This is a genomic window from Paenibacillus sp. EB106-05-06-XG162, from assembly GCF_058791655.1.
Window position 1 is genome coordinate 40,952 of record NZ_JBYTDT010000018.1, and the last position, 14,612, is coordinate 55,563.

The 14,612-nt window shown below is 37.9% G+C and carries 10 protein-coding genes and 1 pseudogene; 2 read left to right on the forward strand and 9 right to left on the reverse strand.

Annotated features, from left to right (window positions below; all coding sequences use genetic code 11):
• Positions 1-45: 45 nt before the first annotated feature.
• Entirely contained in the window at positions 46-1,251 is a 1,206-nt protein-coding gene (locus AC3WU2_RS26220; protein WP_492457904.1) for an MvaI/BcnI family restriction endonuclease, read from the reverse strand.
• The gene (locus tag AC3WU2_RS26225) at positions 1,248-1,493 is read right to left on the reverse strand and encodes a helix-turn-helix domain-containing protein (protein WP_492457905.1); all 246 of its coding nucleotides are present in this window, start codon (positions 1,491-1,493) and stop codon (positions 1,248-1,250) included. The genes AC3WU2_RS26220 and AC3WU2_RS26225 overlap by 4 nt, the downstream gene beginning before the upstream one ends.
• A 953-nt stretch (positions 1,494-2,446) precedes the next feature.
• Between AC3WU2_RS26225 and AC3WU2_RS26230 the strand changes: the two are divergent.
• Positions 2,447-2,743 (forward strand): annotated as a pseudogene (locus tag AC3WU2_RS26230) (tyrosine-type recombinase/integrase); the annotation flags it as partial.
• A gap of 283 nt (positions 2,744-3,026) precedes the next feature.
• Positions 3,027-3,155 carry a DUF7695 domain-containing protein gene (locus AC3WU2_RS26235; protein ID WP_492457953.1) on the forward strand — a complete coding sequence of 43 codons (129 nt, stop codon included), beginning with the start codon at positions 3,027-3,029 and terminating at the stop codon, positions 3,153-3,155.
• Between the two features lie 104 nt (positions 3,156-3,259).
• Here AC3WU2_RS26235 and AC3WU2_RS26240 read toward each other — a convergent pair whose 3' ends face one another.
• From AC3WU2_RS26240 to AC3WU2_RS26270, 7 genes are all read right to left on the reverse strand, one after another.
• The gene (locus AC3WU2_RS26240) at positions 3,260-4,243 is read right to left on the reverse strand and encodes a hypothetical protein (protein ID WP_492457906.1); all 984 of its coding nucleotides are present in this window, start codon (positions 4,241-4,243) and stop codon (positions 3,260-3,262) included.
• A gap of 83 nt (positions 4,244-4,326) precedes the next feature.
• Positions 4,327-5,463: a hypothetical protein gene (locus tag AC3WU2_RS26245; protein ID WP_492457907.1), complete on the reverse strand. Its 1,137-nt coding sequence runs from the start codon at positions 5,461-5,463 to the stop codon at positions 4,327-4,329.
• Positions 5,464-5,549: 86 nt separating this feature from the next.
• Entirely contained in the window at positions 5,550-7,283 is a 1,734-nt protein-coding gene (locus AC3WU2_RS26250) for a HEAT repeat domain-containing protein (RefSeq protein WP_492457908.1), read from the reverse strand.
• Positions 7,284-7,295: 12 nt separating this feature from the next.
• Positions 7,296-9,050 carry an Hsp70 family protein gene (locus AC3WU2_RS26255; protein ID WP_492457909.1) on the reverse strand — a complete coding sequence of 585 codons (1,755 nt, stop codon included), beginning with the start codon at positions 9,048-9,050 and terminating at the stop codon, positions 7,296-7,298.
• A gap of 13 nt (positions 9,051-9,063) precedes the next feature.
• A complete protein-coding gene (locus AC3WU2_RS26260; RefSeq protein ID WP_492457910.1) occupies positions 9,064-10,416 on the reverse strand; it encodes a hypothetical protein in 1,353 nt (450 codons plus the stop codon).
• Between the two features lie 12 nt (positions 10,417-10,428).
• A complete protein-coding gene (locus AC3WU2_RS26265; protein ID WP_492457911.1) occupies positions 10,429-12,918 on the reverse strand; it encodes an MBL fold metallo-hydrolase in 2,490 nt (829 codons plus the stop codon).
• Positions 12,919-12,976: 58 nt separating this feature from the next.
• Positions 12,977-14,581, reverse strand: coding sequence for a dsRNA-binding motif domain-containing protein (locus AC3WU2_RS26270; protein ID WP_492457912.1), 1,605 nt, complete (start codon positions 14,579-14,581; stop codon positions 12,977-12,979).
• Between the last annotated feature and the right edge of the window lie 31 nt (positions 14,582-14,612).

A 14,612-nucleotide genomic window follows, 5' to 3' on the forward strand; every position in this document is an offset into this window, starting at 1 on the left:
TGAGGCTGAAAAGGGGCAAATGGTGTACTACCAGATCCTTTGTATTTAGTACAGCTCAACTACATACTTGAATAATCGCAAGAGATGCTTTTTATTTTCTAAACGCCAGAGGAATCCGTGGTCCCTAGCTTTACCATCTTTCATATGGATAGCAAAATCTAAACCAATGACATTTTCTTTGATCAAGGCAATGAATTCCTTAAACAGGACCTCCTTAGCGTGAACGAGGCTATCGTAATGGAATGCTTCTTCACCGGAAGCTAGCTTCATCGAATGGGCCGTTACAAAGATACTTTCCTTATGTTTGCTTTCCAAAGCTGATTGTAGGTCCGACAGCTCATAATAAACAATACATTCACCGTGTTTACATACGTAGATCTTACCCTCGGATTCTACAACCTCAAGCTTCCAGCCTAAATTATTCTCGGCAATCTTAATTGTACAGTAAAGCGCAGTTCTTTCTCTTTCTTCATCCCAGTAACCATAGCCCTGTACGAGACCTTTTCTATCCCCTGTGATTCCCCAATTAGGGACAAGTGCAAACAACGTTTGTTTACCCGTTTGGGTGGTTCGTTTATTTTTTGGCTTATTGGAACGTGAGCACTTGATTTCAATGCCTTTGTAATCGGGTTCCTTTCCTGAGTTTGCTTGGATCCCCAGTAGTGATTCAAACGTAAAACCGATCCCTGTATCGCCGGATCTCATGGAAGGAACAAATCCACGATTGGAAATCTCCCTCACCATTGCGACTAATTCATTCAATACCGATGGCTCATCTATGGCGTCGACAAGCTCACTGTAAGGGAAGATTGCGGATAAGCCGCTGACCCTCTCCTGTTCAAGGTCAAAATGGAATAATCCTTGTCCAATTGGAAGATACCGAGGATCTGTTGGATGTATGATAATACATTCATACTCGTACAAATCCTTATATTTACCAACTATTAGCAATGAATTTTCAGGCTTGGTATTGAGTAACTCAGGCGACAATGATGTCATTCGCCGTTCTGGATAGCGATGATAATGTTTCCATTTGCTGTTTTTCTGAGACCATCCTTCAGATTCTTCCCAGTGCGATGTAATAGATGCTTCGTAGTTGGTTGCACTCAATGGATCAAATCCAACAAAATCGGGGAAAAGCCGGTATGCAAACACAGGAATCAAAACACCATGACGACCGCTATCATCGTTCGGTGTAAGCACCTTACAAAATACATCTTCAACTCTCTCTGGATTCTTAAATGGAATCATTCAACGTCCTCCTGATTTGGTCTGTCATACTTTATAAGCTCACTTAGATCCATGGAAAGCCCATCAGCAATCTTCTCTGCAGTTTCCAAGCTTACGTTCCTGAGCCCACGTTCTATCTCGCCGATATAAACGGAGCTTAACCCGCTTAGTTCTGCTAGTTCTTCCTGAGTAAGGTCCTTAACCTCTGTCCTTATCCTATGAACATTAACCCCGAATTCGTAGCTGATCGTGCCCTTCTCCATAAGGAATCCCCCCTGCAACTTCCTGTATTAACAGTAAAAGATAATATTCCGTAAATAAACAAACGATCGTTTGTATTTATAAGGCTAACTATTTCAATGTATTAGATTATCAGTTATACCTCCGACTCTGCAATTACCTCTGTCAGCGATCCTTCGTTGCTTGCATAAAATGGAATTTGAATACAAAAGAAGCGCTCTCCGGATTTATCCGAAAGGCGCTCGTTTTTTCGAATTCATGAAGTTGCTTGACCGTATGATGCAACAAATAAACGTATTGACGTTATTTCCCAAAAATGATATATTTCTATTAACAAATCCAGAAGCACTGGTGAAAAAGAGCCACAGGGGAAGCACCCTAACGGCTCTTTTTTTCATCACTTCAAAATCAGGTTTCCCGCATTGTCAGTAACTACAATCTCGCCATCAAGCACCGTCTCATAAAGGGAGAAATACAAAATAACATTAAACGTAGCATAAAGGTTAAAGAGGCAAGTTATGGCAAGATTCTCTGGGAGGTTGCCATACCGAGGAATATTAAAATGTCCTGATTATTTTAGATAATGACAATTACACATTGAATATAAATATTTCTATCGGTTTCATAAGCAACAGACCCTTCATGTGAATTCATGAAGATCTATTCACCTACCGTAAGATAATGATAAGAAGGAAATGATTATTCAATTTTGCTTCGACCATACCTGCCAGCAACTTGCTTCTCTCTGATTAAGAGTGAGAATGATATTATTTTATTTAGCAAGTTTCTACCTGCTCAATTGAGAATTTTACATGGTATTCAAATAACGATAATTCTGGTACAACCAAGCAGCATATCTAAGCTTTTCATCGACATTTTTAGCAACTATGACCTTGAGAATTTGAAAGAATACTATCTATTTTCACGCAAAAAAAGATTAACTTTAGGTGATGCCTGAGAGGAAGGGGAACATTTTTTTGTATTCCCAAACTTTGAAGGTAAGGCATTCTACCCGGAAACGCCATATCTTTGGTTTTTTTATTTTTTTAAAAAGAATGGGCTTCGGTATATTCGTATTCATGATCTACGGCATACTTCTGCACCTTTATTAATTAATAAAGGTGTCCATGCAAAAATTATATCCGAGAGACTCGGTCATGCTAGCATCACTACGACAATGAATGTTTACGGTCACGCATTACAGTCAGCCGATAAAGAGGCTGCAAATAAGTTCAATTCAATTGTTCCATTTAAACAGAGAATAACAAAATAACAATAACAATTATATTGCGAAACGAAACGTTCATTGACGGTTTTAATTTAATACATTAACATATAATTATTCAGGCTCGCAATGAGTACTTATGGATCACTGAGAAATCAAGTCCGTAATGGATCGAGGGGGGGTTCCTTATAGTAGTCTACACTACTATAAGGAATCCCCTTTATTTCTTATAACATAATTGACTTTTTTGTTTTTAAGGAGCTGATTATGTGACTAAGAAAAAAATCATCCGAAATGCAGTGCGCTGTAATAATTGCCATTTTGTAATTGAATCAAAACTACCCATGAAGTTAATTATTGCTCTTGTGGTAAAGTAGGTGTTGATGGAGGCCATGATTACTTACGACGCATTGGTAATTTAGATGATTATGAAGAACTTTCTGAATGGGTAAACATGTAAGTAATTGCTGATCGGTTTGACAATCGAGGTCGATCAGTAACTAGGAGCATCCTTGTTTGAGCCTAGTCGACTCCATTGACTATCAGAGGGATAGAATACACAAATCAGCTCTGGTTTTCACCCTCTTTTTTATGTATAAGTATCTTTTCTCCGTTAATGGTTCCCCAATTATCTCTGCCATTTTTCTCGATGAATTCTATCGCTCGTTCCAGTTTTTTAACAGTATCCATTTCTAAGAGTGTATAAAGTGACCTAATGACTTCAGAGATCTCAATGTCTTGTTGATTTACTTGTTGAAACAATTTTAGTTTCATTTGAAAATCGATGTAAGCATTCCGGTTGTTCACTGCGTCCTTGTCATCTTTAAACCCCAGTGCGTTAAATGCATAAAGCCAGTCCCACTGGTCCTTTTTAACACTTCGGCTGTACAATCCCTTGAGTTCATACAAGGATTCAAGAGAATTAAACTGCTCGATACTACCACTGCTAAGAAACATCTTTAACATCTTATGAACTTTCATCACTGCCGCTAAGTAACGATGCTGCACGGATGCACTTGGTGCTGCACGACCAAACTGTTCAGTGGAAAGGACTATCTCTTTCTTTAACGAGTTTTTCCCCATAACCCAGACCCGAAGATTATGATCATTCATTTTAGAGTTCAACTCTCCCTTTGTTTGCAAAACTGATACCCAGCCTTTAAAATCTCGGAGCTTTACCACTCTTCTATTTCCAGTTCCAACAATTCCAGCGATGATAGAACATACAACGAAATCACCTATTTCCGGTTCCTTCCCCAGTATCGTGGACGGAAATTGAATAACCTCTTTAATATAGTCAATAGGTTCTTTATAGGCCCGTTTCATCAAGTGATTGGTAGATAAGTTCGTAGGCAAAAAAGAGAGTGAATTAAAATCACTCTCTTCAATTAATGCTTCATCTTGAAATTCGGAAGCATACTCTTTGGTATTAGAACTATCAATATCTGGATCAGTAATAGATTGATTAATCTTTTTCTCTATTTGAGGTTTAAGAGTTGAATCTACTATAAGAAAATCCAAGTTGTCTATGTCCTCGTTTGAAGGCATACTTCCATCCTCCCACTTGATAATGCCGTGAGTAATTACGCAATTGATTATAGCAGCAATGGTTGAATAATATGATAATACTATTAATGACGATTTGGTTGAAAATCGATGAGAAAATCTAGTCCTAGGTCATCTGAATTCTCTTCTTCGTTGACTTTTTCAGCTACTAAATCAACTACTGAATCTTCTATCGCATCAGCTTGTTCTCGTGTGCTGTTCTGATGGATTATTGTAGTGAGTTCTTCAATCTCAACACGTAATGTTCTAATTATTTCTTCTTGTTCCAATCTATCTTTTAAATGATTTTCTCCGAATAGTGCTTTTTCCATATTCCACTCTGTTTTCAACCGCTTCTCAACTGATTCGGCAATTGTCGTATTTTCTTTAAGAGCGAGTTGAAGTTTTTGCATACTTTTTTGTTTTTCTAATTCAAGCAGCTCTACATCTTTTCTACTCTCTCCAAGCATTTGTGATAACTTGCCCTTATCTCTACGCTCATTTTCCAATTTTTCTTGCAGAGATTCTATTTGCCGTACCTGATCACTTACTTTCCTACCCGCAACTTCTAAATTTTCATCTTTGGTCTTTAGCTGTTTGTCCTTGGCTTTTAACTCTTTATTTAGATTGGCAAGTTCTTTTTCGATCTGATCGTTTTTAGCTTGAAGTACATCTATTTTTTCTTGTGAAGCCATATCAAGCCCTGATAAGCTTTTCAACATTTCTGCCATTTGTATAATTTTATTAAGATAGTCCTCTGTTGAAATGTTCGTCTCGTCTAAAGTATCTTTCGCTAATTCTATTTGAGAAGGAACATTAGAATCTATTTCTTGTTTCTTTAAGTAGTTTACTTCCCAATAAGTATCAAGAAAAGTTGGAACTAACTTATGAAAATGAGGTGCTTTGTGAAAGCGCAAATGACATAACACTTGAAACAGCGGAATTTTTTCTTCTTTTAATTTTTGATGTAATTTTTGTTCCCATAAAGCAAGATCCAAAGTGTCTTTAACTTCAGCAACTTGATTTAAGAAGCGATCAGAGGGAGTAGTGTTCCAAATTCCAACAAGTTGATTATATAAGTTGTATTCTTCTAATAAGTGAGGGACGATGAGTCCTGCCAGCTCCGCATGAGGGTAGCTATTTATTTCATTACTTTCAATTCCGATCATACGCCGTAACTTTGAATTTGCTTTTAAATATGAGATAAGGGACTCTTTGGTCATAAGTTCAAGAAGGCACCTATCCAATAGGTCCATCCGAACTCCCTCTACTTCAATATAACGGTAAGTCTTCTTTTTGGGAGGCATAGTTATTCATCTCCGTGTTGTTTAATAGTGAGCGCGCCTGTCCGATTCTTCATCCCGGCGATTATTGTATTCAATTCCCTTTTAATGCGTGGGTTTTCTTCCCGATCTCTTGCGTCGTAAAGTACCATCTCGGGCAGAAGTTGATTCTTTGTATCGTTATGCATCGCAATTAAGCGGTATAACTCTAAGCGCAATGCATCTTCTATTGGTCTTTTAAACCTTTCGGCTATGTATGTACCCACTTCTCTAGGTGGCACTTTAACTCGTTGTAGTGCGGTTATGATCAAAATTGACTTATTATCTGGAAGAACATTAATTTGTGAACTCATTGATTTTATTGCATTCATCGGAAGACGGTTCATGTATTTTTCTAAAGAATACTGTTCCTGAGATGTTCCGTTAAGGAACATTTCAATAAACTCTTCAAGCGCGGTAGAATCACCCAATTTTACTAAACAAAATAACGCATGAGGAAACGTTCGATCTCCTCGTTCACCCATTGCAGAACGGATGGTTTTGATGTTTTCCCGAGTTCCTAAACTAGAAATGGAACTAAAGCAGGCCTCAAGAATTTTTGGATTTTTGCTTTCTTCCAGTGATTTAAATATTAATGGCAAAAAGGTTGAATCATTGGTATGGCCAAGCCCATCCAATATGGGGCCCCTTTTTTCAGGAAACTGGTCGTAAGCTCTTCTTAGAGCATCAGATGCAAAGGCATGCCTTAAACCACCGAGAGTTCTACATACACGTATAATTCTTCTTTCATCGGTTTCTTGTTCAAGAACCTTCATTAAAAATGGAATAGCATCCTCTTTAAATGACTTTAGTGCATTGGATAAAACTGGCCTTATTTGGTGCCGCTCTGAATTATGATATGCCTCAAATACATCTTGGACAGCTTCCGACCCAAACCCATTAAATCGATGAGCCATGAATATAGCTTGTTCAAGTAAGTCCTTGCGGGAAGAGTCTAAAGTATCAATAAGATTTAATAACGGTTTTACTGTATCAAGCTTCCTTATTTTGAGCAGCGCATCCAGACAAAACTCGAAGTAATCATTATTGGATGCAAGCTGCAGCAATTCATGAGTAACTTCCTCATCCTGAACGGATCCTGATACCATGATAGCAAGCTGAATATGATGTTTACTTTGAGAATGCTGTAATATTGCTTTTAATATCCTCCTGCCTTTAAGGCTTCGTACAGTCATACGTGTTAGCAGCTGAACAATACCGTTCCGTTGATTTGTATCCGATAAAAGGAATCGACGAGACTCACGGTATATCACTTCAATCGCAGGGTCTCCAAGCGCTTCAACTTCCATTAAAACATTTCGCCCATCATATTGATTATTCCCCTTAGAAATTAACTCCACAGAACGAATCACACGTTGATACTCAGCCTCTGTTAATTCGGGTTTATCAAAGTGAATATTTACATACCCCACATAGCCTCTAGGATATTCGACCTCAACAACTTTACTACCAGAGGAATGCTTAGGTGTATTGCCAAATAAATCCCCACCGTCAAAATCGTAATCACTTTCTGCCTGACCTGCTTGTTCGAGTAATTCCCGATGAATTACTAGTTTTTCTTCCTTAGAGAACATTGCTTCTTTTGTTTCCATTAAATTAGCTTTTGGTGTTGTGCTTTCATTTTCAAGAGAGCCAAACATTTCTCTGATTTTATTCAGATCTGCTAGTTGATTAAAAGAAACTCGCTCTTTTTTTGTCATGGAAACACGACCTCACAATTTATTTATATTTTCGTGCCTGAGCTTGATTTGTTTTAGTTCTTCTTCCGTGAACTCATGTGATCCTACATTAACATCAATAACCTCTGTTTCATCATCTTTTAGCCAGGCCTTCACTGTAACATCTCGTTCATCATTACATTCGACTTTAATGAAGAGCCTTGATCCCACACGTACTGGTCGTTTGAAATTAATAAACGCATTTTTCAGACTTTTCACATCTAAGAGCGAATCCGCAGATGGGGCTGTAAACAGCTCAAGCTCCATAGAATTAACTGTTGACATGCTTGAAGGTCCTGTAACGAAAAACTTATGTTCTGAGTTTTCTGTATCCGTAAAATATCGGGTACAAGGTACTTTTTCCCCTTTAGTAAGTAGAGGTACTGCGTGTCCCCCAGTAACGTGAATGAAGACATTATTAGGGACCGTCTGTTTATTATTAATATATTTGGTGAGGTTAATTTGATTAATATAATAGTGATAAACAGCAGCCCCCCTTGAAACAGCATGCATCGGATTTAAAGAGCGCACAGGTCGAACTTTCATTTCAAAAATTTCATAAATTCGTTCTTGAATTGTCGGATACATCGTCATACCACCAACAAGAAATACCGCGTCTATATCACTTTTTTTCATCGCTCCACTTCTAGCAGTTGCTAGAGCATTTAGGATAGGACTCTCAATATTTTTGCCTGTACTCTTTTCGCTGTATAGAAGGTCTGCAACAACAGAATCGTAATCACTTTTGCTAATGGATACAAGTGTGGCAAGTTCTGCAGGGAGTTGGTCTGAGATCATCAGAGTGAACACCAGATTATCAAATTGCGTTTTACAATCATGGTATGACTGCCCTCTGTTCAACAAGGTTGTTTCGATTCTTGTTGAAAAGAACATTTTTGCCTTCTCAGCGAAATCAATTAAGCTCTCCCATAACTTAGATAATACAGTTTCATCAAACTTTCGTTTAAGTTCTTGCCCAGTTATCCCCTTATCTTTCAAAAGCTTACCGAGTAAATAGTTGGCAATTTTTTTGTCAAAATCAATACCACCAAGTTCTGTATATTGAGATATTGAAAGTTCTTCAATATCGATTTGACCTGTGGAGGACTCACTAACACTAAGAATTGAAACATCACATGTTCCACCTCCCAAGTCGAATACTAAGAGGTTTTTAGGTTTCGCGTTTAACTGAATCCTACGGGCGTTATTATCTATTGACCTCTCCTCATTAATAAAGTCAACCAGCGCAGCAGTAGGCTCTGGAATGGTGTGGATTTTATCTTTCTCAAAGCCAGCAAGCTGTGCGGCCAGTCGTGTTGCTTTATCTTGTTGAAAATTAAAATTAGCTGGTACCGTGATAACAACACTATCAATTTTATCTCCTATATAAAATTCTTCGGCCTGCTTTTTTAATGTTCTCAGAACGTAGTGAGACACTACCTCAGGACGGTATGAATCCTCGTCGACCTTCCAACTGACTTCATCTCCTATAAAGCGTTTTGCTTCTTTAATTACTCGTTTAGGATAAAAACCAACCATCTTTTTTGCAAACTGCCCAATATATGCATTCTTTTCATCGTCTATATACAACACACTTGGTAATAGTGTATCTTGCACTAAGTTGATACCATTCTCCTGAACTTGGGTAACCTCAAGGGTTTTAGGTTGGACATCCCCTCTTGCGGTAAGATGAGATACGCTTATAGTTGAGTTAGTAGTACCAAGGTCAATTCCAACGAAACGGTTCATATGAAAATTCCTCCTAAGATATATTCGATTGAATTTCTTCAACAAGAGGTTGAATCATGACTTTATCATTTAACGCCCAACCACAGCGTATCATTCGGACAGGAACTTCTTTTGCATCTGTACGTATAGGCCCACTAATCATAAATGTCTTTGCCAATTTATCCCTTGGGATGATGATCTGTTCATGAAGTTGGTAACCGGCCGTATACTCCTCTATTCCAAAAAGGCTTAACATAGAAAAGAGATTTACGAGCCTTCCTGTACTGATGATTCGCTCTTGAGGCAAGTTACCTCTAGATTCCTCTAATAAATCAGATAGCAAATATCCACCACTTTTTCCTGCAATTCTATTCAGAAGATTTACGATAGACTCTTCACCTGCTGCTTGAGCCTTCATCTTCTCTTTTTCAAGCTCAATAACGAGCCGCTTGTTCTCCTCTTCAAGTCTTTGAATGTAAGTGGGATCCAAAAGCAGGGTACTCTCTTCAAGTTTTTCAACTTGCGACACGGCATCTAACACTTTATTCGCCAAGCTACGAATGGTTAATGAGAGAGTTGCCTTTTCTTGATTAATTGGCTCTGGCTGGGTTTCAGATTGAATCTGAACTTCAACTACTTCAGAAGTATTCCTCGTATTATGTGAGTCCGATAGAAGTGCATTATATAATAATGATGTCTCCTCATTTATTTCATTTATTGCATTGGCGTTCTCTAAATATATTCGGATCAAGCCATTTGCATATACAAGATCATTTATGTTTACGTGTTGCTTGTATGCTTTCATTTTTCCCCAATTAATCTTATTATCCTTCCGTCTAATAAGAGCCATCCGATGGAAGGCTTGGCGCACTTCTTCTACTACTGAAGCACCCGTAAGGACACTCACGATGCTATTCACCAGTGATGAGATAGGTTTCATATCATCCAGAACAGCAATTAATAAGCGAATGTAAAGCTCAGCCAACTGGTCTGCTTTCTTGGTGTAGTAAAAATATGATTTTAAATCACCTTCACATAATGAAAGAAAGCTTTTTTGTGAGTTGGAAGCTCTCATTGAAAGTTGCGCCATTAAACTAAGAATAGTGTCTTGATTAAGACGAAGCTGACTATCGATATTCCAGTTTTGAGCAACTATATCCGCGATATCCGTATTATCTAATGTTGGGGATTCAACTAATACTTTCTCAAACCTCAATTGTAAGTCCCACACTAAAGCATCCCTTTTTGAATACTCAAATAAGTCCAACTTTTCAAGTATCGATTCGAGATCATCCTCATGTTCTTGTGCCCATTGACTATATATTTCTTTGTTTGGTTGGGAGTAGTATCGGATAATATGTTCAATTGCTAACACTTCTTTACTCATCAAATCATCCTCCTAAGAGATTGTAATGTGATAATTTTTACCATTAAAAGCAGGATAAACTTGAATATGTTCGATTGAACTCAAAAGATCTATTACGCTTGGATAGATGACATTCCCCTCGAGCCAGGATCTAGATGATCGATAACGTTTTTGATGCTCGCCGTGCATTAGAAAAACAGCTTTTGGTTGTAACTGGAGAATTAATTGAGAAACTTCTTCCCTGCTTGCATGAGCAGATAACCGATATGATGAAACGTTTGCCCGAATCTCATTGCTTTTACCGTTGAGCTGTATAAATACAGATGATCCTTCTGCAGTGTTTTGGAACAGACGAGCCCCGGGGCTTTCTTCATCCAAGTAACCAGTAAATGCAACGCAAGCTCTTTCCAAACCAACAATCTTCTCCGCATAACGGGAGGAAGCGCTCCCATCCATTAACATTCCAGAACTTGCGATGATACAGCTACCTCCCGCAAGTATGTACTCTTCAAAAAACTTGGTAAAAGGGTAGTTGCTTCCTTGCCGGTCTGAGTAAATTTCATTAGCAGCCTGAACACCATGCCCGTAGTATGGATTATTATTTGAGATTTGACCTGACGGCACACTCTTTTCATAGATCCGGCACACCTCAGCTACCTTACCATCCAAATAGAGAGGGAAAGGCAAGAACTCATAAGCAGAAAAATGGTCCTTTACTATTTGGATAATTTCCTGAGCACGGCCTACTGCAAATGCGGGAATTAATATCGGCCCACCACGTTCAACAGTTTGGAGAATAGTTTGCACTAGCAATTTCTCTTGTTGCTTCCTGCATATCGAAGCGTTTGTCGGAAGAAAGCCGTAGGTACTTTCTGTTATTAGTACATCCACATGTAGGTCGTCAGGCAGTTGTATCCCGTTCACTGTTCTTTGATTTTCCACGCTATAGTCACCTGTAAAGAGAACAGAAATTCCGTCGGTCACCAAATGAATCGCTGCAGCTCCTAGAATATGACCAGCAGGGTAATAGGTAACTTTCCATTGACCTTGTTTTGATGGCACTTCAAAAGTACTGAAAAAGTCTATGGAGGAAATACTCATCAGTGTCATCTGCAGCTGTTTCAAGTCATACATTTCATCTGTAGATTCACTGTAACGAACAACATCATCAAGAAGTACTTTCATGAGTTGTTTAGTTTCCTCGGTAGCAAACATTGGTAGTTCAGGGTATAAACTATGAAGATACGGTACCGCACCCGTATGATCCAAATGAGCATGAGTAATTAGCAATGCGTCCAAATCATGTACTGTTATTCCTGCTCGAATCAAAAGTGAGAAATCAGGAAAACGATCTTCTCCATGCAGATGCATCCCACTATCAAGTAAGATATGTTTTCCTTCGATGCTAACAAGGATCGAGGTACCTCCAATCCTTTCTCCCCCACCTAAAAACATCACATTAATTTCTTTCTTTTGTACAGTTTTTGATTTCTTAAAAGCTGCACTATAAGCACGAATTACTTCAGGCTTATCGGCATGTCTTAAGAAGTGATTTTTCCAAAATTCACGTAATGTTTGAGAATTTCTTAAGGTAAGCATTTCACTATATAGTAGTGAAGTAAGCATATCATTTGGAAGCTTTCTATGTTGAACTTCAATCCAATCTAGCCATCCTAAATCTTCAAACGCTCTCGAGAGAAGGCAAACATAAGTTCCTCTCTTTTTGTCCAACTCAGTATCCCCAAACGAAGTATTCATCAACACATGAATTGCTTCACGGTTTACATAACCTTCATAAAATTCTCGGTACATTCCGCAAAGTTTGGATACTTCACCGGCCAAATGAGTAGCGAACTCGCCCCAATCGTTACGAGTAACAAGCAGTGCTGTCTCATCAAGTAAAAGGCTCCAACGTGCAATTAACTGATGGTTAATGATCCAGGAACCTTCAAGTCCAATGAGTCGTCGAACATGAAATCGAGCTTGTGGCCATGATCCAAAATGGTACTCGTACTTAACTAAATAAAGCAACGTTTTCACATAGTGCTCATATGTCACATTAGGCGAATCAAGCATCTTTTTTTCAAATATTTCAATGAGAGAAACAAAGATAAAATATGCTTCTTCTTCATGACCTGTCTCAAAAAAACATTGGGCTATAAGTAGTCGTTCCCCAAAAATAGTCCCCTGTCCTGATTGGCTTAAAATCCATTTTAGATCTTGAAATGCATCTGTATTAGTCGCCTCAGCATTCTTTATACACGCGGTCACATAATCGAAAGCAATTCTGTTAAGTAGCCCACCACTCTGTATGTATAAGCGTGATAAGGTAATCACTTCTTTGTACTCTTTGATGGAATTAAAAAATAACACTGCTTGCAAAAATGCATGGTCAAGTCCTGCTTTTGCTTCTTCTCCAAGTAGTTTCTGATAATAAAATCTGGCTGACTGATTATCACCTCTAATTTGAAAAGCTGCTGCTTGTTGGAGGAGACCTTGTAAGGTGTTGGCACTCGTCATCATTTGCTCTCCTTGGTAAATATTACATATCAAAGATATCTTTCTTATGTTTAGGATTTGATTATGTATTGGTAGATAACTTATCACTGAATACTGCTGTAATACATTCATCCAACCAATGGGCTGCACCTAAAACAGATAATGACTCGTAGTATTCATTTATTTTTAATAAAGATTTGATAAAATCACCAGATCTATAGATAGTCAATTGTTCAGCAAGCATGCGTAATGTCTGGACAAAGATATCTACGGACTGAAATCCACCCATTTCAAACAGCTTTATAACAGAAGGTAAATTAAGTAATTTTAGCGTTTCATTAATTTGCGTTGAAGTTACAGAATCATATTGTACTTCGCCTGTATCTTCGTATTTGTATAAATTGTTTATTAGGCATTTTACTAAGTCCGCCTCAATATGTTGTTGTGCTTTGTTGGTGGTGACTATTCTATGAGATGTGAAGTAATCCTCAAGTACTTTCTGAAGCGTTTGTAATGGATCAGCTATGCCTATCGAGGTTTCATGTATAAAAATGGCTCCCAATAGCCTTTTAAATGTACGCTGCCATAAGTCATCATTAATTATTTCCTGATCGCTTTGTGATTCTCTTATTAAGTTCTCATGACCTACCAATATACTCTTAGCCATCGAAACAACAAAATTATTACTCAACCAGTTTCCACGTATTTTTAACATGTTACCAGACTTAAAGCTACAAATGGAATCGAAATGCTCTAGCAAGTAAGCATCAATCGAGTACCCTAGAACGTACGATCCCATTATACTGAGTGTGTCATTATTTAGATTAGTAGCAGCTGATTCTCGATCAAGATATGAATTTTGCAAAAAAACCGTATCTAGGAAATATGTCGGTAACTGAAAAAGATGTGATTTTAAGTTGAATTTTTGAAGTACTCGCTCACGTTCAGGGGGTACTTGCCACATCTTCTTGCAACGTAATGAGAATTGGTTTGAGAAAGCCTTCATATTCTCACTCGGACTTTCAAGTAACTTATGGGCAGCCTTTGATTGAGCTTCAATTTCTGTAGAACCACTTCCTACAGCTCTTTTTCCTAATGCACTTACTTCAACGACATACCAAGTATTATTTGTACCATTCCAAACAGGATCTATAAATCGCTGATATTGCACTTGACTATTTTGTTGACTTGCAAGTTCTTGCAATACTTTTCTATAATCGGGTTCCTGATTGGTTATCACAAAAGGTGCAATAAAATCAGTAATACAATAGAATCCCTCTCTCTTAAATATGAGAGACAAGATATTGAGCAAAATTTCCCGATACTGTAGAAAATACCTAGCTTCCTCTTCTTCTGCTACTAGATAAACAAGGTCAGATATTTGTAAATGCTGATAAAGCTTTGATAGTAACGGTTCATAGTTCTGGTAAAACGTACCTTCTAAACGGTAATTTGGAAGATGAATATCATGAAAAAGTAAATAACAAAAAATTAATTCGAGTAACGATTTTCCAGCAATAGCCTCAGCGATGTTCGTATCGTGCTTATTTGAACGTATATCATGAGAATTGCAAGCAATTTTCAGGATATCATCGAGTTCTTGTATAGTAATGTGATTACATTGGCCCATTAACAATTGAAGCATTCTTTGGCCATTTATACTGACGTCAGAGTTTGGGGTATTCATAGGTATCCTCTTCCAAATTATGTACAATACA

What these genes read in the sequence shown, in the direction of transcription:
- AC3WU2_RS26255 (WP_492457909.1), bottom strand. Translation starts at nt 9,050, where the DNA reads ATGAACCGTTTCGTTGGAATTGACCTTGGTACTACTAACTCAACTATA.
- AC3WU2_RS26220 (WP_492457904.1), bottom strand. Translation starts at nt 1,251, where the DNA reads ATGATTCCATTTAAGAATCCAGAGAGAGTTGAAGATGTATTTTGTAAG.
- AC3WU2_RS26265 (WP_492457911.1), bottom strand. Translation starts at nt 12,918, where the DNA reads ATGATGACGAGTGCCAACACCTTACAAGGTCTCCTCCAACAAGCAGCA.
- AC3WU2_RS26225 (WP_492457905.1), bottom strand. Translation starts at nt 1,493, where the DNA reads ATGGAGAAGGGCACGATCAGCTACGAATTCGGGGTTAATGTTCATAGG.
- AC3WU2_RS26270 (WP_492457912.1), bottom strand. Translation starts at nt 14,581, where the DNA reads ATGAATACCCCAAACTCTGACGTCAGTATAAATGGCCAAAGAATGCTT.
- AC3WU2_RS26250 (WP_492457908.1), bottom strand. Translation starts at nt 7,283, where the DNA reads ATGACAAAAAAAGAGCGAGTTTCTTTTAATCAACTAGCAGATCTGAAT.
- AC3WU2_RS26240 (WP_492457906.1), bottom strand. Translation starts at nt 4,243, where the DNA reads ATGCCTTCAAACGAGGACATAGACAACTTGGATTTTCTTATAGTAGAT.
- AC3WU2_RS26260 (WP_492457910.1), bottom strand. Translation starts at nt 10,416, where the DNA reads ATGAGTAAAGAAGTGTTAGCAATTGAACATATTATCCGATACTACTCC.
- AC3WU2_RS26245 (WP_492457907.1), bottom strand. Translation starts at nt 5,463, where the DNA reads ATGACCAAAGAGTCCCTTATCTCATATTTAAAAGCAAATTCAAAGTTA.